This is a genomic window from Paenibacillus lentimorbus NRRL B-30488, from assembly GCF_000411595.1.
Classification (GTDB): domain Bacteria; phylum Bacillota; class Bacilli; order Bacillales; family Bacillaceae; genus Bacillus; species Bacillus velezensis.
Genome location: NZ_ANAT01000005.1, coordinates 413,945 through 437,510, shown reverse-complemented (window position 1 = coordinate 437,510; position 23,566 = coordinate 413,945). Strand labels below are relative to the sequence as shown.

22 protein-coding genes and 4 pseudogenes are annotated in these 23,566 nt (G+C 45.0%); 22 read left to right on the top strand and 4 right to left on the bottom strand.

The annotated features are described in order from the left end of the window. Positions 1-76: 76 nt before the first annotated feature. Both dnaN and dnaA read right to left on the bottom strand, forming a co-directional pair. A complete protein-coding gene (gene dnaN, locus D368_RS03090) occupies positions 77-1,213 on the bottom strand; it encodes a DNA polymerase III subunit beta (protein ID WP_007409909.1) in 1,137 nt (378 codons plus the stop codon). Positions 1,214-1,397: 184 nt separating this feature from the next. Then, entirely contained in the window at positions 1,398-2,738 is a 1,341-nt protein-coding gene (dnaA, locus tag D368_RS03085) for a chromosomal replication initiator protein DnaA (protein ID WP_004392913.1), read from the bottom strand. A 621-nt stretch (positions 2,739-3,359) separates the two neighbouring features. On the opposite strand from dnaA, the gene rpmH reads away from it, so the two are divergent. From rpmH to D368_RS03035, 10 genes and pseudogenes are all read left to right on the top strand, one after another. Beyond that, on the top strand, positions 3,360-3,494 hold the full coding sequence (gene rpmH, locus D368_RS03080; protein ID WP_003178075.1) for a 50S ribosomal protein L34: 135 nt from the start codon (positions 3,360-3,362) through the stop codon (positions 3,492-3,494). Positions 3,495-3,647: 153 nt separating this feature from the next. Next, complete coding sequence (gene rnpA, locus D368_RS03075; protein WP_004392944.1) at positions 3,648-3,998, top strand: ribonuclease P protein component; 351 nt, start codon at positions 3,648-3,650, stop codon at positions 3,996-3,998. Between the two features lie 160 nt (positions 3,999-4,158). Beyond that, positions 4,159-4,908, top strand: coding sequence for a YidC family membrane integrase SpoIIIJ (gene spoIIIJ, locus D368_RS03070; protein ID WP_007409906.1), 750 nt, complete (start codon positions 4,159-4,161; stop codon positions 4,906-4,908). Next, positions 4,905-5,545 (top strand): annotated as a pseudogene (gene jag, locus D368_RS03065) (RNA-binding cell elongation regulator Jag/EloR). Before spoIIIJ ends, jag begins: the two are co-directional and overlap by 4 nt. Before the next feature lie 290 nt (positions 5,546-5,835). After that, a complete protein-coding gene (gene mnmE, locus D368_RS03060; RefSeq protein WP_004392954.1) occupies positions 5,836-7,215 on the top strand; it encodes a tRNA uridine-5-carboxymethylaminomethyl(34) synthesis GTPase MnmE in 1,380 nt (459 codons plus the stop codon). Positions 7,216-7,231: 16 nt separating this feature from the next. Further along, positions 7,232-9,116 (top strand): annotated as a pseudogene (mnmG, locus tag D368_RS03055) (tRNA uridine-5-carboxymethylaminomethyl(34) synthesis enzyme MnmG). A 13-nt stretch (positions 9,117-9,129) separates the two neighbouring features. Next, entirely contained in the window at positions 9,130-9,849 is a 720-nt protein-coding gene (gene rsmG, locus D368_RS03050) for a 16S rRNA (guanine(527)-N(7))-methyltransferase RsmG (RefSeq protein WP_014306213.1), read from the top strand. A 121-nt stretch (positions 9,850-9,970) separates the two neighbouring features. Further along, entirely contained in the window at positions 9,971-10,822 is an 852-nt protein-coding gene (noc, locus tag D368_RS03045) for a nucleoid occlusion protein (RefSeq protein ID WP_007409900.1), read from the top strand. 298 nt (positions 10,823-11,120) lie between these two features. Continuing rightward, complete coding sequence (gene soj, locus D368_RS03040) at positions 11,121-11,882, top strand: sporulation initiation inhibitor protein Soj (protein ID WP_007409899.1); 762 nt, start codon at positions 11,121-11,123, stop codon at positions 11,880-11,882. Continuing rightward, positions 11,875-12,725 (top strand): annotated as a pseudogene (locus D368_RS03035) (ParB/RepB/Spo0J family partition protein). The gene soj and the pseudogene D368_RS03035 overlap by 8 nt, the downstream one beginning before the upstream one ends. Before the next feature lie 28 nt (positions 12,726-12,753). Here D368_RS03035 and yyaC read toward each other — a convergent pair. Continuing rightward, positions 12,754-13,368 carry a spore protease YyaC gene (yyaC, locus tag D368_RS03030; protein ID WP_004392969.1) on the bottom strand — a complete coding sequence of 205 codons (615 nt, stop codon included), beginning with the start codon at positions 13,366-13,368 and terminating at the stop codon, positions 12,754-12,756. Between the two features lie 174 nt (positions 13,369-13,542). Continuing rightward, on the bottom strand, positions 13,543-14,100 hold the full coding sequence (locus tag D368_RS03025) for a GNAT family N-acetyltransferase (protein WP_232484464.1): 558 nt from the start codon (positions 14,098-14,100) through the stop codon (positions 13,543-13,545). 88 nt (positions 14,101-14,188) lie between these two features. On the opposite strand from D368_RS03025, the gene D368_RS03020 reads away from it, so the two are divergent. From D368_RS03020 to D368_RS02965, 12 genes and pseudogenes are all read left to right on the top strand, one after another. Then, positions 14,189-15,214 (top strand): YkvI family membrane protein, encoded by a 1,026-nt coding sequence (locus D368_RS03020; RefSeq protein ID WP_088005468.1) that lies wholly within the window; start codon positions 14,189-14,191, stop codon positions 15,212-15,214. An 85-nt stretch (positions 15,215-15,299) separates the two neighbouring features. Next, a complete protein-coding gene (locus tag D368_RS03015; protein ID WP_004392973.1) occupies positions 15,300-15,506 on the top strand; it encodes a DUF951 domain-containing protein in 207 nt (68 codons plus the stop codon). Between the two features lie 46 nt (positions 15,507-15,552). After that, positions 15,553-17,556 carry a molybdopterin-dependent oxidoreductase gene (locus D368_RS03010; protein WP_101562618.1) on the top strand — a complete coding sequence of 668 codons (2,004 nt, stop codon included), beginning with the start codon at positions 15,553-15,555 and terminating at the stop codon, positions 17,554-17,556. 126 nt (positions 17,557-17,682) lie between these two features. Further along, the gene (gene ychF / locus D368_RS03005) at positions 17,683-18,783 is read left to right on the top strand and encodes a redox-regulated ATPase YchF (protein WP_004392975.1); all 1,101 of its coding nucleotides are present in this window, start codon (positions 17,683-17,685) and stop codon (positions 18,781-18,783) included. Positions 18,784-18,894: 111 nt separating this feature from the next. Further along, complete coding sequence (rpsF, locus tag D368_RS03000; RefSeq protein ID WP_004392977.1) at positions 18,895-19,182, top strand: 30S ribosomal protein S6; 288 nt, start codon at positions 18,895-18,897, stop codon at positions 19,180-19,182. A 39-nt stretch (positions 19,183-19,221) separates the two neighbouring features. Then, complete coding sequence (ssbA, locus tag D368_RS02995) at positions 19,222-19,740, top strand: single-stranded DNA-binding protein SsbA (protein WP_004392979.1); 519 nt, start codon at positions 19,222-19,224, stop codon at positions 19,738-19,740. Between the two features lie 43 nt (positions 19,741-19,783). After that, positions 19,784-20,023, top strand: coding sequence for a 30S ribosomal protein S18 (gene rpsR / locus D368_RS02990; RefSeq protein ID WP_004392983.1), 240 nt, complete (start codon positions 19,784-19,786; stop codon positions 20,021-20,023). 188 nt (positions 20,024-20,211) lie between these two features. Next, positions 20,212-20,793: a bifunctional transcriptional activator/DNA repair enzyme AdaA gene (locus tag D368_RS02985; RefSeq protein WP_128574545.1), complete on the top strand. Its 582-nt coding sequence runs from the start codon at positions 20,212-20,214 to the stop codon at positions 20,791-20,793. Then, the gene (locus D368_RS02980; protein ID WP_128574544.1) at positions 20,790-21,347 is read left to right on the top strand and encodes a methylated-DNA--[protein]-cysteine S-methyltransferase; all 558 of its coding nucleotides are present in this window, start codon (positions 20,790-20,792) and stop codon (positions 21,345-21,347) included. Before D368_RS02985 ends, D368_RS02980 begins: the two co-directional genes overlap by 4 nt. Next, a pseudogene (gene xth, locus D368_RS02975) lies at positions 21,344-22,100 on the top strand (exodeoxyribonuclease III). The gene D368_RS02980 and the pseudogene xth overlap by 4 nt, the downstream one beginning before the upstream one ends. A gap of 62 nt (positions 22,101-22,162) precedes the next feature. Continuing rightward, positions 22,163-23,101, top strand: a complete 939-nt coding sequence (locus D368_RS02970) for a LacI family DNA-binding transcriptional regulator (RefSeq protein ID WP_014306206.1) — start codon at positions 22,163-22,165, stop codon at positions 23,099-23,101. 54 nt (positions 23,102-23,155) lie between these two features. After that, on the top strand, positions 23,156-23,536 hold the full coding sequence (locus D368_RS02965; protein WP_128574543.1) for a VOC family protein: 381 nt from the start codon (positions 23,156-23,158) through the stop codon (positions 23,534-23,536). Positions 23,537-23,566: the final 30 nt, after the last annotated feature.

Genomic DNA, 23,566 nt, shown 5'->3' with positions numbered 1-23,566 from the left:
AGGAAAGGGAAAACTTGAGGGAGCGGCTGATGAATAGAAAAGCTGCCGAACTAAGCCGGCAGCACATTATGTTTGATTAATACGTTCTGACCGGAAGGATGAGCTGAACGATGGTCTCATCATTCGGCGTACGGATAAGAAACGGTCTCATCGCTCCCGTAAAGCTGATGCGGATGTCCGCTCCTTCAAGTACTTTCAGTGCGTCCATCATATATTTTGGACTGAATGAAATATTTAATTCCTCGCCGTCAATCTGGTCAGCCAGCACAGCTTCGACCACTTTCCCGATTTCCGGAGAATTTGATGAAATCTCAAGCGAATCCGCCGGTTTGGCAGAAAGTTTTACAACATTGTTGCGGCCTTCTCTCGCCAATAAAGAAGCACGGTCTATCGCCTGTAAAAATTCCTTCGTGTTCACGACGATTTCCGTTTTGCTTTCCTGCGGAATTAAGCTGGTCGTGTCCGGATAGTTTCCGTCAAGCAATCTTGAGAAGAACAATACGTTTTTCGCTTTGAACAGAACTTGGGTTTCTGTAATGACGATATCCACCAGCTCTTGGTTGTCATCAAGAATTTTGCTCAGCTCGGTTAAGCTTTTCCCGGGAATGACGACGTTATAAGAGCTGTCTTCCGGAATATCAAGCTTCGCCTTTCTTAAAGCGAGTCGGTGGCTATCCGTGGCAGTGCATAATAATTCACCGTTTTCAACTTTCCAGTTTACACCTGTCAAGATAGGGCGTGTTTCTGAGGCGGACACAGCAAACACGGTTTGGCGGATCAGGTTTTTCAAAAGATCCGTCGGAATCTGAATGGCGTGATGCTCTTCGATTTGCGGTAGATGCGGATATTCATCTGCATCAAGGCCGTTTAAATTAAATTCGGCTTTTCCGGAACGGATAATCGTTAAATATTGATTTTGAACTTCGATTTCAACAGTCGCCATCGGCAGTTTTTTAACGATTTCACTGAAGAAGCGCGCTTGCAGCACGATACTTCCCGGCTGATCGATCGTCACGATTTCTTTATCATCATCTTCTTTCGGAATGAATGACTCAATTGAAATATCAGAGTCACTTCCTGTGAAAGATACTCCTTCATCTGAGGCGACGATCTTAATACCGGTGAGAATGGGAATTGTGGTTCTGGATGAAACGGCTTTTAGAACGTCTTGTACACTTTCGACTAACCGATCTTTTTGAATCGTAAATTTCATGTTTATCCTCCTAACGGATAATATAATTAATATATTTTAAAAATAGCAGTAGTAATAGTAGGGCCTGTGGATTTGTGGATAAGTTGTGAAAAAGACAGGAAACACAGCCTATCCACATGTGGACAGACTGTGTATGGCTATGAAAAAGTTATTCACACTTTCCCCGATTCATCCGAGGACACTATTATTTAAGCAGTTCTTTTATTTCTTTCACCTGCTGCTGAAGCTGCTCGTCATCAATCAGCAGTTTTGAAATCTTTTCGTGGGCGTGAATGACGGTTGTATGGTCTCTCCCGCCAAATTCTTCCCCGATTTTAGGCAAAGAAGAATCCGTCATTTCTCTTGAAAGATACATTGCAATTTGTCTTGGGAAAGCCACGGATTTCGTACGCTTTTTCGCTTTGAAATCTTCAAGCTTAATGTTGAACTGCTGTCCGACAATCCGCTGAATCTCTTTTATCGTAATGACCTTCGGCTTAGAAGACGGAATAATATCTTTCAATGCTTCTGCTGCCAGGTCTGCGTTAATGTCTTTATTGATTAAGGATGAATAGGCGACAACCCGGATTAATGCCCCTTCCAGTTCGCGGATGTTGCTGTCAATCTGATTCGCGATGTAAAGCATGACCTCGTTCGGAATATCAAGGCCCTCCGCCTTCGCTTTCTTTCTCAGAATGGCAATCCGCGTTTCCAGATCCGGCGGTGTGATATCTGTAATCAATCCCCATTCGAACCGCGAACGCAGGCGGTCTTCAAGGGTCGGGATCTCTTTCGGCGGTCTGTCACTGGAAATCACGATTTGTTTGCTTTCTTCATGAAGCGTGTTGAATGTATGGAAAAACTCTTCCTGTGTTTGTTCTTTTCCGGCTAAAAATTGAATATCATCTATCAAAAGTACATCAACGTTCCGGTAGCGGTTGCGGAAATCAACGGCTTTATTATCGCGGATTGAGTTGATGAATTCATTTGTGAATTTTTCAGAAGACAGGTACACCACTTTGGCTGAAGGATTATGATCAATGACATAATGGCCGATCGCGTGCATTAAGTGGGTTTTTCCTAAGCCGACTCCCCCGTATATAAATAAAGGGTTGTACGCTTTAGCGGGTGCTTCCGCCACAGCCAGTGATGCTGCATGGGCGAATCGGTTTCCCGATCCGATGACGAATGTGTCGAATGTATATTTCGGGTTGAGCATGCTTTGGGGAAAATCAGACGGTTCCTCTTTTGCCGCTTTTTTCACTTGCGGTTTCGGCAAAAAGTCTTCTTCGTCCTGATTTTGAGGAATGACAAATTTGACGCTCAATTCTTCCCCGGTTAATTCATATATGGTATCTGCAATGAGATGTAAGTACCTGGACTCCAGCCAGTCTCTGGCAAATTCATTGGGAGCGGTGATGGTTAAGGTATCTCCTTGCAGCGAATGGGCTTTCGTCGACTTCATCCAAGTTTCGAAACTCGGTTTGCTTAGCTTTTTCTCAATTTGAGCTAGAGCTTGATTCCAAAGATCCAATATATTCTCCATTATCCGGCACAGCCCTCCTTTTCTTTAAAAATCAGCGCCCTTCCCCTGTTATAGAACACAAAAAAAGAGCATATGGCTCTGACCATTCGTACACACGAAATGTTGAAAACATATAGTATAGTAGAAAAATAGCTTTTCGACAAATTCCACAAGTTGTGGACAACAATCTACACAAGCTGTGTGAAAACAATCCACAACTTATCCACAATTTGTGGATAAAGAGAATGGACTGGATAAGTAATTAAGAGTTAAAACACAAATATAATATCAAATTAAGCGAGGACTTGCAATGGTTCTCGTAATCTTATCCACAAACCTGACAACTTGTTGAAAAATCTTTGTCCACAGGGGTTAGCAATGTGAAAATGTTGTCGATAACGATTGTGGATATTAAAAAAAGACCGAAAAATTATCCACATGACGTTTTTTCGGGGGAGCGCGGCTTTTTTTGTGCGTTAAAAAAAGGAATATGAAAAATAAGGTTTCTAATCTGGTTAAGGTATGTTATCCTATTATGGTTGTAAGAAATAAAAGCACTGCTGAAGTTGACAATGAATAGGCAGCACAAATATAATAAGTAAGACTGTCTTTAACAGCTATTCCTCGAGGGAGGTGTCATAAATGAAAAGAACATTCCAACCGAATAACCGTAAACGCAGTAAAGTTCATGGCTTCAGAAGCCGTATGAGTTCAAAAAACGGTCGTCTAGTATTAGCACGCCGTCGCCGCAAAGGCAGAAAAGTATTATCAGCTTAGGCCACTGAATAATGTCAGTGGTCTTTTTTCACATTAAGAGAAAAGAGATGTCATGCGTCGCCCGGTACTGGAGAAATTTCTTCAGTATTCCGGCGGCCCGTTTTTTTAAATAGAAATAAAAGTTTCTGCGAGTGAATATCGGAGTGAATTAAAGTGAAGAAGCGAAATCGGTTAAAGAAAAATGAAGATTTTCAAAAAGTGTTTAAACGCGGAACGTCTATGGCAAACCGCCAGTTCGTGCTGTATACGCTCGATCAGCCGAAACAGGAAGAGCTCCGGGTAGGGCTTTCTGTCAGTAAAAAAATCGGCAATGCCGTCGTGCGCAATCGGGTGAAGCGGTTAATCAGACAGGCTGTTCAGGAGGAAAAAGAGCTGCTCAAGCCGAAAGATTTTATTATTATCGCAAGAAAACCCGCCGGAGACCTCAGTTTTGAAGAAACGAAAAAGAGTCTGCAGCACTTATTCAGAAAAACCTCATTATATAAGAAATCTTCGTCAAAATAGCTCATATTTTGTTTTCTTCACGTTTTTAAAAGCGCTTCCTTTTATTTGGCGAAAAATGAACGCCATTTGAAACTGAAAGATGCTAAAATACATACAAGGTTTATAAAGATTGGTATAGGAGGAAACGTTCTTGAAAAGGAGAATATGGTTACTACTGAGTATGGTCGGTATGCTCGTGCTGCTGGCCGGGTGCTCGAGTGTGAAAGAGCCGATTACGGCGAATAGTCCGCATTTCTGGGACAAATATGTTGTGTATCCATTGTCAGAAGTCATTACGTACGTAGCGAAACTGACGGGCGATAACTATGGTTTATCGATCATCATCGTTACGATTTTAATTCGTCTGCTGATTCTGCCGCTGATGATCAAGCAGCTTCGAAGCTCAAAAGCGATGCAGGCGCTGCAGCCTGAAATGCAGAAGCTCAGAGAAAAATACAGCTCTAAAGATCAAAAAACGCAGCAGAAGCTTCAGCAGGAAACGATGGCCCTGTTTTCAAAGCACGGGGTAAACCCGCTGGCAGGATGTTTCCCGATCCTGATTCAAATGCCGATTTTGATCGGATTCTACCACGCCATTATGCGTACGCAAGCCATTTCACAGCACAGCTTTTTATGGTTTGATTTAGGAGAGAAGGATCCTTACTATATTCTTCCTATCGTTGCCGGTGTGGCCACTTTTGTCCAGCAGAAGCTGATGATGGCGGGAAATCCGACTCAGAATCCTCAAATGGCAATGATGGTATGGATTATGCCGATCATGATCATCGTATTTGCGATCAACTTCCCGAGTGCGCTGTCTCTGTATTGGGTAGTCGGAAACCTGTTTATGATTGCTCAGACATTCCTTATTAAAGGACCTGACATTAAACACGATCCGGAAACGCAGAAAGCCGGAGGAAAGAAAAAGTGAAGAAGGTGACTGCTGCGGGACGGAATGTCGAAGAAGCAGTTCAATCAGGCCTTCAGGAACTTCAACTGACGAAAGATCAAGTAGAAATAACGGTGGTGCAAGAAGAATATAAAGGGTTTTTGGGTATTTTCGGAAAAAAGAATGCGATCGTAGAACTGGAAGAGAAAAGAAATCCTGTTCAGGAAGCGAAAGCGTATTTAGAAGAAATCATCCATTCCATTGCCGGGCCTTCTGAGATTGTTACGGAAGAAAACAAGAAAACAGTCTGTTTTCACATTAAAGGTGAAAAAGCGGCGCTGCTTATTGGCAAAAGAGGACAAACACTCAATGCATTGGAAACATTGACGCAGCTTGTTTTGAACCGCGGCTCCGGCCAGTATCGCCAAGCCGTTGTCGACGCTGAGAATTATCGGCGGAAAAGAAGAGAAATTCTGGATCAGCTGGCAAACAGGCTGGCCAAGCAAGTGTCGAAAACGAAAAAGATGTGCATTTAGAACCGATGCCGTCAGGTGAAAGAAAAATCATCCATGACGCGCTGTCAAAGCATCCAAATATCAAAACGTTTTCTACCGGTGAAGGCCGGTACCGCCATCTCGTTATTTCCCATAAAGATAGCAGAAAACCGAAGTCCGGGTAAAATCGGAACTTCGGTTTTTTTATTGGTAAAAATGGCTCTATTCCTAAGCAGAATCGCATTTTTTTGCGTTTAAGTTTTTTCTTTTTCGGTCTATGCTGTTGATAAAAAAGGTTTTAGGAAATAAAATTAATTGTTATTCACATGTGGATAAGTTAAAGTAATAAGGGATGAATTTCTGCCTTTGTGGATAACGTATCTTCCACTTCAAACCAAACTATGTTATCTTTTAATTTTGGCGTAAATAAAATTTTTTATATAGATGGAAACAGAGATAAAGAGAGGTGAACAGCATGGATACAATTGCAGCGATTTCAACTCCGATGGGTGAAGGCGCGATTGCGATCGTTCGGCTGAGCGGCCCGGAAGCCGTAAAGATCGCCGACAAAATGTACAAGGGTCCGAAAGGCAAAACGCTCAGTTCGGCAGAATCGCATACCATTCATTACGGGCATATCGCGGACAGTACGACGGGACGGATTATTGAGGAAGTCATGGTGTCTGTTTTAAGAGCGCCCAGAACATTCACAAGGGAAGATGTCATTGAAATCAACTGTCACGGGGGTATTGTGACGGTTAATCAGGTGCTCCAGCTTGCTTTAAGAGAAGGTGCGAGACTGGCAGAACCCGGTGAGTTTACGAAGCGCGCATTTTTAAACGGACGGATTGACCTTTCACAGGCGGAAGCGGTGATGGATCTGATCAGGGCCAAAACGGACCGTGCCATGAATGTCGCCATGAACCAGATGGAAGGACGGCTTTCCGCGCTTGTCCGCCGTCTGCGTGATGAGTTGTTAGAAACACTTGCCCATGTTGAGGTGAATATAGATTATCCGGAATATGATGACGTCGAAGAAATGACGCATCAGCTTTTAGTGGAGAAGGCAAGCGGCGTGAAGAAAGAAATCGAGGCGCTGCTCCGTACGTCCGAGCAGGGGAAAATTTTGCGAGAGGGACTGTCTACCGTGATCATCGGCCGTCCGAACGTCGGGAAATCCTCTCTGCTTAACAGCCTTGTCCATGAAACGAAGGCGATTGTAACCGATATTCCGGGAACGACGCGTGATGTGATAGAGGAATATGTCAACGTGCGAGGCGTGCCGCTTCGGCTTGTCGATACCGCCGGAATCCGCGAGACAGAAGACATCGTCGAAAGAATCGGTGTGGAACGGTCACGGCAGGTTCTGAAGGAAGCGGATCTCATTTTGCTTGTGCTTAACCACAGCGAAGCGCTTTCTGAAGAAGATGTTAAATTGTTTGAAGCGGTTGAGGGAATGGACGTCATTGTCATTATGAATAAGACGGACCTTGAGGCTAAGATTGACGCTGAGCGCGTCAAGGAACTGGCGAAAGGCAGGCCTGTCGTCACGACCTCATTGCTGAAAGAAGAAGGCATTCAAGATTTAGAGGAAGCGATTCAGTCGCTATTTTATACAGGAGCGATCGAAAGCGGAGATCTCACCTATGTCAGCAACACCCGTCATATCTCGATTCTGCATCAGGCCAAGCAAGCGATTGATGATGCGCTGAACGGAATTGAACAGGATGTTCCGATTGATATGGTGCAAATTGATTTGACAAGGTGCTGGGAGCTGCTGGGCGAAATCATCGGTGATGCCGTCCACGAAAGCTTAATTGATCAGCTCTTTTCACAATTTTGTTTAGGTAAATAAAAGGGAGGAAAAAACCATGGGGTATGAAGCAGGCCAATACGACGTGATTGTCATCGGCGCCGGGCATGCCGGTGTTGAGGCTGCCCTCGCATCCGCGCGCCAGGGAGCCAAAACGCTTGTTTTGACGATTAATCTTGATATGGTTGCGTTTATGCCATGTAATCCGTCTGTCGGCGGCCCCGCGAAAGGGATTGTCGTCCGCGAAATTGACGCGCTCGGCGGAGAGATGGCTAGAAATATAGATAAAACTCATATTCAAATGAGAATGCTTAATACAGGAAAAGGTCCGGCCGTACGGGCGCTGCGTGCGCAGGCGGATAAATTCCAATATCAGCACGAAATGAAGCATACGCTGGAAAAAACACCGAATTTGACACTTCTTCAAGGGATTGCCGAGCGTTTAATCATTGAAGACGGAGAGTGCCGCGGTGTCATTACGCAAACGGGTGCTGAATACAAGGCAAAAACGGTCGTGCTGACAACCGGAACGTATTTAAGAGGGCGGATCATTCTCGGTGATCTGTCTTACTCAAGCGGCCCGAATAACCAGCAGCCGTCTATTAAACTTTCTGAGCACTTAGAGGAGCTCGGTTTTGATCTCGTCCGTTTTAAAACGGGCACGCCTCCTCGTGTCTCAAGCGATTCCATTGATTACAGCAAAACAGAAATCCAGCCGGGGGACCCGGTTCCGCGCGCTTTCTCATATGAAACGGTTGAATACATTACCGATCAGCTGCCTTGCTGGCTGACTTACACGAGTCCTGAGACTCATGAGATCATCGACAGCAACCTGCATCGTTCGCCGATGTATTCCGGTATGATTAAAGGAACGGGACCGAGATACTGCCCTTCGATTGAAGATAAAGTCGTTCGGTTTAATGATAAACCGCGTCATCAGATTTTCCTTGAGCCGGAAGGCAGAAATACGCAGGAAGTATACGTTCAAGGTCTATCCACGAGTCTTCCTGAGGACGTGCAGCAGCGGATGCTGGCGACCATTCCGGGACTGGAAAAGGTGCAGATGATGAGAGCGGGATACGCGATTGAGTATGACGCGATTGTACCGACGCAGCTCTGGCCTACACTGGAGACGAAAAAATCCCTAACCTGTACACAGCCGGTCAAATTAACGGTACATCAGGTTATGAGGAAGCAGCCGGGCAAGGAATTATGGCAGGGATCAACGCAGGCCGCAAAGCGCTTGGAAAAGAAGAAGTGATCCTCAGCCGTTCCGATGCTTATATCGGTGTATTGATTGATGATTTGGTAACGAAAGGAACCAATGAACCGTATCGTCTGCTGACTTCACGGGCGGAATACAGACTGCTGCTCCGTCACGACAACGCGGATCTTCGCCTGACGGAAATCGGCCATGAGATCGGCTTAATTTCTGATGAGCGCTATGAAGCGTTTGAGAAGAAAAAAGCGGCGATCGAGGCAGAGAAAAAACGTCTCTGGTCTGTTATTATCAAGCCGTCTCCTGAGAATCAGGAATATATCCGTTCACTCGGCGGAAGCGAGCTGAAAGACGGAGTGCGCGGCACAGATTTAATGAAACGTCCGGAAATGAACTATGAAACAGTGACAAAACTTGCGCCTGCAGATTCTCCGGTTCCGCAAGATGTGGCGGAACAAGTGGAAATCCAAGTGAAATATGAAGGATATATCGAAAAATCCTTGCAGCAAGTGGAAAAGCTGAAGAAAATGGAAAACAAAAAATCCCTGATCGGATTGATTATGACGCCATTAAAGGAATTGCTACTGAAGCCCGTCAAAAGCTGAAAGAAGTGCGTCCTTTATCAGTTGCTCAAGCGTCCCGTATTTCCGGCGTCAATCCGGCAGACATTTCAATCCTGCTGGTATACCTGGAGCAGGGCCGTATTGCCAAGGTAGCTGAATAGAAAGGATGACGGCATGAATATAGAGGAATTTACATCCAGTTTAGCGGAGAAAGGGATTTCCCTTTCTGACCGCCAGCTGGAGCAATTCGAGTTGTATTATCGGATGCTCGTGGAATGGAACGAAAAAATGAATCTGACATCCATCACTGAGAAAAAGGAAGTTTATCTCAAGCATTTTTATGATTCGATAACGGCGGCATTTTATATTGATTTTGAAAAGGTCACCACTCTTTGTGATGTCGGCGCCGGCGCCGGTTTTCCAAGCCTGCCCGTCAAAATCTGCTTCCCGCATCTGCATGTCACCATCGTCGATTCACTGAATAAGCGGATTACGTTTTTGGAAACTCTCTCTGATGCTTTACAATTAGAGCATACGACATTTGTCCATGACAGAGCGGAGACATTCGGACAGCGGAAAGACGTCCGGGAAAGCTTCGATCTCGTGACGGCCCGTGCGGTGGCGCGTCTGTCGGTCCTGAGTGAGCTTTGTCTGCCGCTGGCCAAGAAAAACGGTATATTTGCGGCACTAAAAGCTGCAGCCGCTGATGAAGAGCTGAAAGCGGGGCAAAAGGCGATTAAAGTATTGGGAGGAGAGCTTGAACAAGTTCATTCCTTTACACTTCCCGTTGAAGAAAGTGAACGGAACATTATGATCATTCGCAAGACGAAAAGCACTCCGAAAAAATATCCGAGAAAACCGGGTACTCCAAATAAATCGCCAATTGAAGGGTAATTTAGACAGCCTGATGTGACAATTCCATCATATTTTCTGCAAAATTGATGAAGATACAGCAGGAAAAACCATGAGAAAATAGAATTATAAAAATGGCAGTTTTTAAAGGTGGTGTAGGTACATGAAGCATTCATTCTCTCGTTTCTTCGGGTTTGGTGAGAAGGAAGAGGAACCGGAGATAGCTGAGCATGATACAAACAAAGAAGAGATACTCGAAATACCGGTACATGCTATCGTTCCCAACCGTTTTCAGCCACGCACCATTTTCTCAGATGAAAAAATCAAAGAGTTAGCAATGACTATCCATACACACGGCATCATTCAGCCGATTGTTGTCAGACATACAGAAGATGAAGGACAATATGAGCTCATTGCGGGTGAAAGGCGCTGGAGAGCGGTACAGACGCTTGAATGGGAGAAGATTCCCGCAATTATTAAAGATTTTTCTGATACGGAAACAGCATCTGTCGCTTTGATTGAAAACCTGCAAAGGGAAGAATTGTCCTCCATTGAGGAAGCTCATGCGTACGCAAGGCTGTTAGAACTTCATGATTTAACACAGGAAGCCTTGGCGCAGCGCTTAGGAAAAGGCCAGTCAACGATTGCGAACAAGCTCCGATTGTTAAAGCTCCCGGAACCCGTCCAGGATGCGATTATGGAGAAAAAAATTACGGAACGTCATGCAAGAGCACTGATTCCGCTCAAACAGCCGGAGTTTCAGGTCACATTGCTTGCGGAAATCATTGAGAAAAGCTTAAACGTCAAGCAGACGGAAGACAGAGTGGTGAAAATGCTTGAACAGAATAAGCAGAAACCAAAGCCGAGACGCAAAGCGTTCAGCAGGGATACAAGAATTGCGATGAATACGATTCGTCAGTCACTGTCGATGGTGGAAGACAGCGGCGTCAGGCTGAACACTGAAGAAGAAGAATTCGAAGAGTACATCCAGCTTACCATTCGGATACCTAAATAAAAACTCTCCTGATCAGCAGGGGAGTTTTTATTTTAATCAAAAAACTATTTTAAGATAATGATAGATTTATTGTGCACTATACATTATATATGTAAAATTTTATCTTTTTGTGTCGTGAATTGTCTTTTTACAGTCAAAAAAGTCACTTTATCGGAGAACTTATATTAGAAAGTGTCTTTTTCGTTTACATTTTTTTCACTTGCTGATAAACAAATTATGAAAAAAATAAAACGCTTTACTCTTTTTTTGATAAGATAGAAACAAGACAGTACATGTTCATGTGAAGGTAGGTGACATCGTGGGAAAAATCATAGCAATTACGAACCAAAAAGGCGGAGTCGGGAAGACGACGACTTCTGTCAATCTGGGGGCTTGCTTGGCTTACATAGGTAAAAGGGTTCTTCTTGTTGATATTGATCCGCAGGGCAATGCAACGAGCGGATTAGGGATTGAAAAAGCCGATGTGGATCATTGTGTGTACGACATTTTAGTAGATGATGCAGATGTTACAGATATTATTAAACCGACTTCAGTAGAGAACTTAGATGTCATTCCGGCCACGATCCAGCTTGCGGGAGCGGAAATCGAATTGGTTCCGACGATCTCACGGGAGGTCAGGCTGAAAAGAGCATTAGAATCAGTGAAACAAAATTACGATTACATGATTATTGATTGTCCTCCGTCTCTCGGGTTATTAACGATTAATGCGCTTACCGCTTCAGATTCAGTCGTTATCCCGGTTCAGTGCGAATACTACGCTCTTGAAGGATTGAGTCAATTATTAAATACAGTTCGGCTTGTGCAAAAACATTTAAATACCGACTTAATGATAGAAGGAGTGCTTCTGACGATGCTTGATGCCAGAACGAATCTCGGCATTCAAGTGATAGAAGAGGTAAAGAAATACTTTAGAGATAAAGTGTATCAAACCATTATTCCTCGCAATGTCCGTTTAAGTGAGGCGCCGAGTCACGGCAAGCCGATCATATTATACGATCCGCGTTCGAGAGGTGCGGAAGTATATTTAGATTTAGCAAAGGAAGTGGCAGCGAATGGCTAAAGGCGGGCTCGGAAAAGGGATTAACGCGTTGTTTAATCAGGTTGATTTGTCTGAAGAGACAGTGGAAGAAATTAAAATCAGTGATTTACGCCCCAATCCTTATCAGCCAAGAAAACAATTTGACGATGAGTCATTAGCTGAACTGAAGGAGTCCATCATTCAGCATGGCATTCTTCAGCCCATTATCGTGAGAAAATCATTGAAGGGCTATGATATTGTAGCAGGCGAACGCCGTTACCGCGCCGCAAAACTTGCCGGTAAAGAGACAGTGCCGGCTATCGTGCGGGATTTATCTGAATCGCTGATGCGGGAAATCGCTCTTTTGGAAAACCTTCAGCGTGAAGACTTATCACCGCTTGAAGAAGCTCTGGCATATGACTCACTGCTGAAGCATTTGGATTTAACCCAGGAACAGCTCGCTAAACGGCTCGGGAAAAGCAGGCCTCATATTGCCAACCATTTAAGACTGCTGACGCTGCCGGAAAGCATCCAGAACCTCATTGCAGAAGGTACGTTATCCATGGGACACGGCAGAACCTTGCTTGGTTTGAAAAATAAAACAAGCTTGAACCGCTTGTGAAGAAAGTGGTTGAAGAACAGCTGAACGTCCGTCAGCTTGAGCAGCTGATTCAGCAGTTAAACAACAATGTTCCACGTGAAACAAAGAAAAAAGAACCTGTTCAAGATGTTGTGTTAAAAGAGCGGGAATCGTATTTGCAAAATTACTTCGGAACAACAGTCAATATTAAGAGACAAAAGAAAAAAGGGAAGATTGAGATTGAGTTTTTCTCAAATGAAGATCTTGAACGTATCCTGGAACTATTGTCCGAGAGAGAAGCGTAAAAACCATCTTTGTTTAAAAGATGGTTTTTTATATACGTCTTGTCAGCTTATGAAACGGACTGAGCCGTTCCTGCCGGCCTTCTGATTTATCTGTCAGCTGTAACCCCTCTGCTAAAACATTTGCCATGCTCATAACAAGATGAAGCCTCGTATTCTGCAGGACAAAATACTCCATAAACCCGCTGACATTGACGATTCCATTGATATGGACGTCACCGATTTCAGGAAGGTCTTTTTGAACACCTGCTCCGGGCTTCAGCGGCCCATCGCCGATTTGAAATGAGCCTACGCTTTTGACGCGGCCTAAACAAGCATCAACCGCTATAATAAACGGATTTTTATGTAGATGTTGAATATCTTTCAGCTTGTCTTTCATATTGACGGCGTGAACAGGATCTGACAGCGTGCCGTAAACGTGCAATCTGCCTAAATTCATTTTTTCTAACTTTGTTCCTACGAGCGGACCTAATGAATCTCCGGTCGACCGATCTGTACCGATACACACGGTGACTAACGGTCTGCCGGCTGCTTTACGTAAAGATGAAGTAAGGATCGCTTGTATTTGATTCGCAGCAGAAGAATCCGTATGGGATACATATTGTTTTGCCCGTTCTTGAGAAAAAAGCCCGCCTTTTCGATTCATAAGGTTCACTTCCTTGTCATGTCATACGAGTATTACATTGTTGTTTTTGGTGATGTATGGTTGTTTACAGTATATCCAGCGCTGCCTTTTTTTATGCTTATGTCATGATCAGCATGCCGGTTGTTTGAAAAGAGCGGGATAGAAAAAAGAACCCAGAGCAGTTGTTCTCTAAGTTCATGAAAGAAGTAAAACCATTTGATCTACATCAACATATTGCTGATGATCTAATTTCAGTGCTCTTTTTTCTGCAGAGAAGAGGATAAATCCTAACTGAGCGCAGAGTTTTTTTACGGGTTCATTTGTTGAAGTCACAGAGAGATGGAGCTGTTCTGTGTCTTTCATCTTTTTTGCTGGGCTGATGGCTTCCGTCATTAAAGCTTTTCCCGCGCCTGACCCTCGGTGTTTGGGGGAAATATACATAGAACCAATAACCGCAATGTGTCTTAGTTTAAACAGCGAATGCTTGGAGATCTTGAGGATTCCTATCAGTCTGTCTTGTTCAAAGGCGCCAAGCACGATGGCATTGCCGGCTTCAAGCCTGGCTTTGCATTTTTCGGACAGCCATTCTTTCTCCTCATCATAGCTGACGGCGAATGCGTCCGGGTGATCTTTTAAAGCTTTGAGCCTGATATCGGAGTAAGGCTGGGTATCACTTGCGGTTAAACGCCTGATGTCCATGATTTGAGCGCCTAACATAAATAAATTTTCTGAATAGTCAATCGTCGTTATCATACCATATTTGTCCCATTTGTATGAATGTTTGCCGCTGTCACTCAATATAGTAGCAATATGCGGAGATGATCAGAAATTTTATGAGGTGATGAGGGTGTGGAGAGCCGGGATGAAGTGGATGCTGCTCATATTAAGCAGCCAGATTGGGGCCGGGTATGCAAGCGGGCAGGAAATATGGCAGTTTTTCGGTGTCGAAAGCGGACTGGCTATTGTATTGTTTACAGTCATGTTTACGATTTCGGCTTATATTGTGTTGAAGATCAGCTATCGGGTTCAATCAACGCACTTTTTACCTGTGCTTGAGCATCTGATGGGGCCGGCTCTTGCTAAAGTCTATGATGTGCTTATTATGTTTTATTTGTTTTCAATGACGATGGTTATGATTGCCGGCGGCGGTGTGACGCTGCAAATGTACAAGCTGCCGTTTTGGATCGGTATTTTTCTTCTTTGCATTGTAACCGTCGGTTTATTCTTTTGGGATATAAAAGGAATATTATCTCTGAATAGTATTTTGATACCCATTCTTGTAGCGGGGCTGTTATATGCATTGGTCTTTTTTCAGACAACCCATCATTACACGTGGACGATAGATTTGACCCGCCAGTATAATTGGCCGGCAAGCATTACCTTCACGTCCTTAAACATTCTTTCTGTTGTCGCTGTTCTTTCTTCAATCGGGAAAGATATGAAGGGACTGGGAGAAGCCAAAATCGCAAGCGTTGCAAGCGGGCTGATTTTCGGTATGATTTCATTTGTTTACAATGAAACGCTTGTACAGCTTTCAGGCAGTCTTACACAATATGAGATTCCTCTTTTCGCCGTCCTTGAAGGCGCTCCTTATCCGTTATTTCTTTGTATGGCCGCCGTGCTTTTTTTAGCCATCTATACGACAACGGTGACCGGTCTTTTCGGGCTGTCCAGCCGCATGCTTGCATTTGTGAAATTGCCGAGATGGACGCTCGTATCTCTTCTTTTAGCTGTGATGGTGCCTTTTACGACAATCGGTTTTTCAGATTTGATCGCCATTTTATATCCCATTTACGGGCTTTTAAGTCTTTATCTGCTGGTATGTCTTCTTCTTTACCCTATTTTAGGGAGATGGAAAAAAGTATAATGCTCATTTTGAGTGCGGCCGTTGCTCTTATCCTGTCTTTTTTTGTACAATAAATAAAGCAGTCTATGGAGAGAGGTGAAGGGTCTTGGCGGATAAAGACTTTGGCCTGAATGATATTGTTGAAATGAAGAAACCGCATCCTTGCGGTGAAAACAGGTGGAAAATCATTCGGATGGGAATGGATATTCGGATCAAATGCACGGGTTGTTCCCACAGTGTCATGATTCCGAGAAGAGATTTTGAGAGAAAGCTGAAAAAAGTACTCGTCAAGCATGAGGAGCCTACATCATAAGGGCTGGCGCTCATGCTTTTTCATATAGAGGAGAGGAAGAGGCCCGATGAGCAAAGTGCATCAGTCAGCGTGCCCGCTGAATTGCTGGGATAGCTGCGGCTTTTTGGTGACAGTTGAGGATGGAAAGGTGACGAAAGTAGACGGAGACCCGAATCATCCCATTACGGAAGGGAAAATTTGCGGCCGGGGCAGAATGCTGGAGACGAAAACGAATGCGCCGGAACGGCTTCGTTTCCCTTTAAAAAAGAAAGACGGCGAATTTGTCCGGATTTCCTGGGAGCAGGCGTTAGATGAAATTGCTGAAAAAATGGCGGTGATTAAGGAGACGTTGGGCACTGCCGCAGTGCTGCACAGTCATGACTACGCCAATAACGGTCTTTTGAAGGCGCTCGACCAGCGTTTTTTCAATGGATACGGCGGTGTAACCGAGATTGCGGGCAGCATTTGCTGGGGTTCCGGCATTGAAGCGCAGCGCTGGGATTTCGGGCGTTCTTACGGGCATGGACCGCTTGATATTTATCACAGCAAGCATGTGATCGTATGGGGCAGAAACGTGTCCCGGACGAATATGCACCTCTATCATCATCTGCAGCAGGTGAAGAAAAAAGGAGCGACACTGACGGTCATTGATCCTATTTTTAACCCGACTGCAAAGCTTGCCGACCGGTATATATCCGTCAAACCCGGCATGGATGGCTGGCTTGCGGCGGGTGTTTTAAAAATATTATGCCAAACCGGCAGAACCGATTCTGATTTTATTCAAAAGCATTCGGTCGGTTTTGAGGAAATAGACAAGCTTCTGCAGACGATTTCTTTTGAGGAGATCATTGAGAAAACAGAAACGTCTTTAGAAGTGCTTGAATATCTTGCCGATTTATATGCTGACGGTCCCGCCTCCACTTTTATGGGTCTTGGGATGCAGAGATATAAAAACGGGGGCGGGACGATACGGTGGATTGACGCTCTAGCTGCGGCGAGCGGAAATGTCGGTATCAAAGGCGGCGGCGCAAACTTCGGAAATGTGCAAGTCGGTGAAAGCTTTGCAAAGGCCGAGCTCACTCGTCCTGATTTGAAGAAAAGTTCGAGAACGTTTTCGATGATGACTCAAGCTGAAGAGGCGCTGAATGCAGCCGACCCGCCGATTGAGATGATCATCGTGACGTGCGGCAATCCGCTGACACAGGTGCCGAATACAAAAAAAGTGAAGGAAGCGTTTGAAAAAACGCCGGTCACAGTGGCCATTGATTCGGTCATGACCGATACGGCGAAGCTCTGTGACTATGTGCTGCCGACGGCCGTTGTTTTCGAAGAGGAAGATATTTATTATTCCAGCATGTATCATCACTATGTTCAATATGGCAAGAAGCTTGCGGAACCGCAGGGAGAGGCAAAATCAGACCGCTGGATCTGGACGGAACTCGCAAAGCGTCTCGGATTCGGGGAGCTGTTTGATTACAGTACGGAAGATTTCTTAAAAATGGGGCTCTCTTCTTTGGAGAAAGAAGGAATCACCCTTGAGCAATTAAAGGAAAAAGGACATATGCCGCTTCCGGTTAAACAGGTTCCATGGAGTGATTTTCAATTTTTAACCCCGAGCGGAAAATTTGAATTCGTCTCGTCACTGGCAGAAGAGAAAGGATACAGCGGCCTCCCTCAATTGGAAGTGCCGGAGGAGTCTGTTTATCACGACGCCGGACTGGCCGGGAAATATCCGTATACGCTGCTGTCCATTCACCCGCAGCGCTCCAATCATTCACAGCACGTGCCGTTTATTGAAAAGCTTCAGCAGATTCAGGTGGACCTGTCGCCGGATATCGCGGAAGAGCTTTCTCTTCAAGACGGAGATACGGCAGAGGTTTACAATGACCGCGGCCGTCTGCGCGGCAGGGTGAAAATCATGAAGCAGGCTCACCCGAAGACGGTGAATATAGATGAAGGCATGTGGGCGGCATTCGGAGGCTCCGTCAACATGCTCACAAAGGATTCAAATTCCGATAATGGAATGGGAAGTACGCTTTTTGACTGTCTGGTAGCGGTTAAAAAAGGATAATCTAAGGAGAGAGAGGGCGGGAAATGCTTTTTTCTCAGCTTGTCTTTTCCTATGAACCTCCTTATAATTGCTCTAGGTTTACAATACGTTTATACGATGATGGTTTGATATAGAGGAGATGAAAGAATGGCTTTAACTGCTGGAATTGTCGGTTTGCCGAATGTCGGAAAATCGACGTTATTTAATGCAATTACCCAGGCTGGTGCCGAATCAGCCAACTACCCGTTCTGTACAATTGATCCGAACGTGGGAATCGTGGAAGTGCCGGATGAACGTCTGCAAAAGCTGACTGAATTGGTGAACCCGAAAAAAACGGTGCCGACTGCGTTTGAATTCACTGATATCGCGGGGATCGTAAAAGGCGCATCTAAAGGTGAAGGACTCGGAAATAAGTTTCTTTCTCATATCCGTCAGGTTGATGCGATCTGCCACGTTGTACGTGCATTCGCTGATGACAATATTACGCACGTGTCAGGGAAAGTCGATCCGATTGACGATATTGAAACGATCAATCTTGAATTGATTCTTGCCGACATGGAGACAGTCGAAAAACGCATCACGCGTGTAAGCAAGCTTGCGAAGCAAAAAGACAAAGAAGCGGTTTTTGAATTTGACATTCTGTCTAAATTGAAAGAAGCTTTCGAACAAGAAAAGCCTGCCCGTTCCGTTGAATTTACGGAAGAACAGCAAAAGCTTGTGAAGCAGCTTCATTTGCTTACGTCAAAACCCGTGCTTTATGTGGCGAATGTAAGCGAAGATGAAGTGGCTGATCCTTCAGACAATGAATACGTTGCGAAAATCCGTGAGTACGCCGCGGGTGAAAATGCCGAAGTTATCGTCGTCTGTGCGAAAATTGAGTCTGAAATTGCTGAATTGGAAGGCGAAGAAAAGCAAATGTTCCTTGAGGAGCTCGGCATCGAAGAATCAGGTCTTGATCAGCTGATTAAAGCGTCATACTCTCTTCTCGGCCTTGCGACATACTTTACGGCGGGCGAACAGGAAGTGCGCGCATGGACATTCAGAAAAGGCATGAAAGCTCCTGAGTGTGCGGGTATCATCCACACTGACTTTGAACGCGGCTTTATCCGCGCTGAAACGGTTGCTTATGAAGACCTTTTGGCAGGCGGCGGAATGTCCGGAGCGAAAGAAGCCGGAAAAGTGCGTCTGGAAGGTAAGGAATATGTAGTCCAAGACGGAGATGTCATTCATTTCCGATTTAATGTATAGGACACAGTTGTAAAGGGACAAGAGCTTTGGTATAATATAAACTTGTGAGTAATAGAATTATTGCTCCTTGCCCATTATAGGGCCGCTTAGACCAAAAGGAGGTGCAAACAGATGAAAAAGTACGAAGTTATGTACATTATCCGTCCGAACATTGACGAAGAGTCAAAGAAGGCAGTTATCGAGCGTTTCAACAACGTATTGACTTCTAACGGAGCGGAGATCACTGGAACAAAAGATTGGGGTAAACGTCGTCTTGCTTACGAAATCAACGATTTCCGTGACGGTTTCTACCAAATCTTAAACGTTCAGTCTGAAGCTGCAGCGGTTGCTGAATTCGACCGTTTAGCTAAGATCAGTGACGATATCATTCGCCACATCGTTGTTAAAGAAGAAGAATAAGCAATTTGAAATATATAATGTTAAAAGGTGGTCTTTCATATGCTTAACCGAGTTGTATTAGTCGGAAGACTGACAAAAGACCCAGAGCTTCGTTATACGCCAAGCGGTGCGGCTGTCGCCACGTTTACTCTTGCTGTGAATCGTACATTCACGAACCAGTCCGGAGAACGTGAAGCCGATTTCATTAATTGTGTCACTTGGAGAAGACAAGCCGAAAACGTTGCAAACTTTCTTAAAAAAGGAAGCCTTGCCGGCGTAGACGGCCGACTCCAGACAAGAAATTATGAAAATCAGCAGGGACAGCGTGTCTTCGTGACAGAAGTCCAAGCTGAAAGTGTTCAATTTCTTGAGCCTAAAAACAGCGGCGGTTCTGGATCAGGCGGATACAACGAAGGAAACAGCGGCGGAGGCCAATACTTTGGCGGAGGCCAAAATGATAATCCGTTCGGCGGAAATCAGAACAACCAGAGACGAAATCAAGGGAACAGCTTTAATGATGATCCATTTGCCAACGACGGCAAGCCGATTGACATCTCGGATGATGATCTTCCGTTCTAATAGATTATCGCTATATTCATAACGAGAAAGGTGGGAAATGACAATGGCAGGAGGACGCAGAGGCGGTCGTGCGAAACGCCGTAAGGTTTGTTACTTCACTTCTAACGGCATTACGCACATCGATTACAAAGATGTAGATCTTCTTAGAAAGTTTGTTTCTGAGCGTGGTAAAATCTTACCTCGCCGTGTAACTGGAACAAATGCGAAATACCAACGTAAATTGACTATCGCGATCAAACGCGCACGTCAAATGGCTTTACTTCCATACGTAACTGGCGAGTAAGCCGAAAGAAAAGAGCAAGAGCCTGCGGGCTCCTGCTCTTTTTTTATATCAGTCCTCCTCCATCCTGCCGAAATGTTTCACATGAAACATGGAAGTGCTTCTTACACCTTTGTTATCTTGCTCCTCTATTCAAATACGCGTACTTATGCAATGAATTTGTTTATACTGAAGAACAGGGGGTGGCTGAGATGGAGACAGACAGAAATATCCTGACTGATGAAAAGTGGAGGGCAATCATACGCAATGATGCTTCTTATGACGGAGCATTTTATTATGCAGTAAAAACGACGGGGATTTTCTGCCGGCCTTCTTGTAAATCGAGAGTTCCGAATAAAGAAAACGTGCTGGTGTTTGATACGGCTGATGCAGCGCTCGATAAACATTTTCGTCCCTGTAAAAGGTGCCGGCCGAACGGTCTTCGTCTTCCTGATGAAGAATGGATTGCTCAAATCATTGAGTACATTGACCGCCATTATCACGAATCTCTGACTCTGAGTGTACTGGCCGAAATGTGTCACGGCAGCCCCTATCATTTACAGCGGACATTTAAAAAAATCAGGGGAATATCCCCGATTGAGTATATACAGAAAAGAAGATTGTCGAAGGCGGAACACCTTTTAAAGCATACTGATATGACAGTCATGGAGATCGCTCTGATTGTCGGGATTCCAAACACAGCGCATTTCGCCACTCTTTTTAAAAAGAGAACCGGGAATTCGCCCACAGAATACCGAAAAACTGCCGGAATGGGACAGGGAGGTTCAATATGAGTAAAGAGACAATGGTCTATTGGACACTTTTCACACGGAATGATTGGAGCCTGTATACAGCCGCCACATCTAAGGGGCTATGCTTTATAGGTTCAAATCATGGAAGCTTTGAAGAGCTTGAGCAGTGGGCAAAAAAATCACTGCCGCAATACCGATTGGCACGTGATGATGAGAAGCTGGCGTCTTACACGGCAGAGCTGTCCGAGTACATCGAAAATGGCAGATCAACTTTTTCAGTGCCGGTGGATCTTTACGGGACAGAATTTCAGCTTGCTGTATGGAAAGCGCTTATGGACATACCGTACGGCAAGACATACTCCTATTCGGATATAGCAGAAATGATTCAGAAACCGGCAGCCGTAAGAGCCGTGGGCGCCGCAATCGGGAAAAATCCGGTATTGATTACGGTTCCGTGCCATCGCGTCATCGGAAAAAACGGGAAACTGACCGGATTCAGAGGCGGTTTAGAAATGAAAAAGCAGCTGCTGGCATTAGAGGGCGGAAACATTGAAACACTGGAATGCGGGCTGAGCCGGACAGGAGGGAACACATGAAACTGATTTCTTGGAACGTAAATGGCTTGCGTGCCGTGATGAAAAAGATAGATATCAATACTTACGTTCAGGAAACGGCAGCGGATATTTTATGTCTGCAAGAAACGAAAGTACAGGACGGACAAGTATCATTACAGCTTGAAGGATATCACGGCTATTGGAACTATGCGGTGAAAAAAGGCTACTCAGGCACGGCTGTTTTTTCGAAAGAAAACCGCTTCACGTGTTTTATGGATTGGGAATTGATGATCATGATCAAGAAGGACGGGTGATCACACTTGAATTTGAGAACGTGTTCGTCGTCAACTGTTATACGCCGAATGCCAAACGCGGATTAGAGCGAATTGATTACCGTCTTCAATGGGAAGCCGATTTTAAGGAGTATCTGCAGAAGCTTGACCGGGAGAAGCCCGTGATCTTATGCGGCGATCTGAATGTCGCACACAGGGAGATAGATTTAAAAATCCGAAAGCCAACCGGAAGAACGCCGGTTTCTCGGATCAAGAGCGGGAAGCGTTCAGCGCCCTGCTGAACACCGGATTTACCGACTCATTCCGCTATTTATATCCTGATCGGGAAGGCGCCTATTCCTGGTGGTCTTACAGGACGAACGCACGTGAGAAAAACATCGGCTGGCGGCTTGATTACGTCATTGTTTCAGACAGACTGAAGACGCGGATCAGCCAAGCGGCCATTTGTGCCGATATCATGGGCTCTGACCATTGCCCTGTTGAAATGACAGTGGATTTATGATGAGATAGCAGTAAGAGAAATCCACTCTTGCTGCTTTTTTATCACCGAAAATGGAGGAGCACATGGCAAATATAAAAGAGATTGCGAAACTGGCGAATGTGTCGGTGGCCACCGTATCACGCGTATTAAACCGACACCCGTACGTATCTGAGGAGAAAAGGCGTCTTGTGAATCAAGTGATGAAGGAGCTGGATTATACCCCTAATCGAACCGCCATTGATCTGATTCGCGGAAAGACCAATACGATCGGCGTGATATTGCCGTACAGTGACCATCCCTGCTTTGACAAAATTGTAAACGGTATCACGAAGGAAGCGTTTGCCCATGATTACGTGACAACCCTTCTCCCCACCAACTATGACCCCGCTATAGAGATGACCTATTTCGAACTGCTGAAAATGAAAAAGATTGACGGACTGATTGTCACGTCCCGCGCGAATGAATGGGAAACCGCCGTGCCTTACCTGGAATACGGCCCCATTGTCGCTTGTGAATATACGCAGCATCAAGAGATTCCCTGCGCTTATAATGACAGGCAGGCAGCTTACAGAGAAAGCTTTTTGTATTTGAAAAACCGCGGACATCAAGACGTTGCTTTTACATGTGTGCGGGAAGCGGAAAAAAGCCCGAGTACGGCCGACAAGGTAACCGCATATAAGGCCGTTTTCGGCTCTCTTGATGAAACCCGTATTCTGATCGGATGCCATGATATGGACGACGGGAAGCGGGCAGGTGAACACTTCTGGGGTTTCGACAAGGCGCCGACGGCCATCTATGCGCACAGTGATGACGTGGCTGCCGGCTTGTACCAGTTTGCGAAAGAACAGAAATGGGACGCGGAGATCATCGGCGAGGGAAACCTGAGCGTCAGCCGGGCATTGAATATCCCATCTCTGGAACTTCATTTGGAACGGGTCGGAAGGGAAGCATTTTTGCTGTTTTTGCACGGAGAAACGGCTAAAAAACAAATTATGCATCAATTTCAGCGGAAAAAGTCTTGAGCTGAAATGGGTTTCATGCTTTATAACTAGATTGAGAAAAAAGGAGGCGGACATATGCGAATTGAACATGCGGCCATATGGGTGAAAGATTTAGAACGGATGAAAGAATTTTATGAGAAATACTTCGGCGCCAAGGCCAATGACCTTTATCATAATGAGAAAAAAGATTTCAAATCGTATTTTCTTTCGTTTGACTCCGGATGCAGGCTGGAACTTATGAAAAAAGGCGGCATTGATGAAGCTCCGTTACAGAATATGACCGGATGGGCGCATCTCGCAGTTTCTGCAGGCAGCAAGGAGCGGGTGAATGAATTGACGGAGACGTTTAAAAACGACGGATTTCAGGTTGTAAGCGGCCCGCGGGTGACGGGTGACGGATATTATGAGAGCGTGATAGAGGATGGGGAAGGTAATTTGATAGAAATCACAGTGTAACAGTGCGGGGAACCCGCACTGTTTTATTGA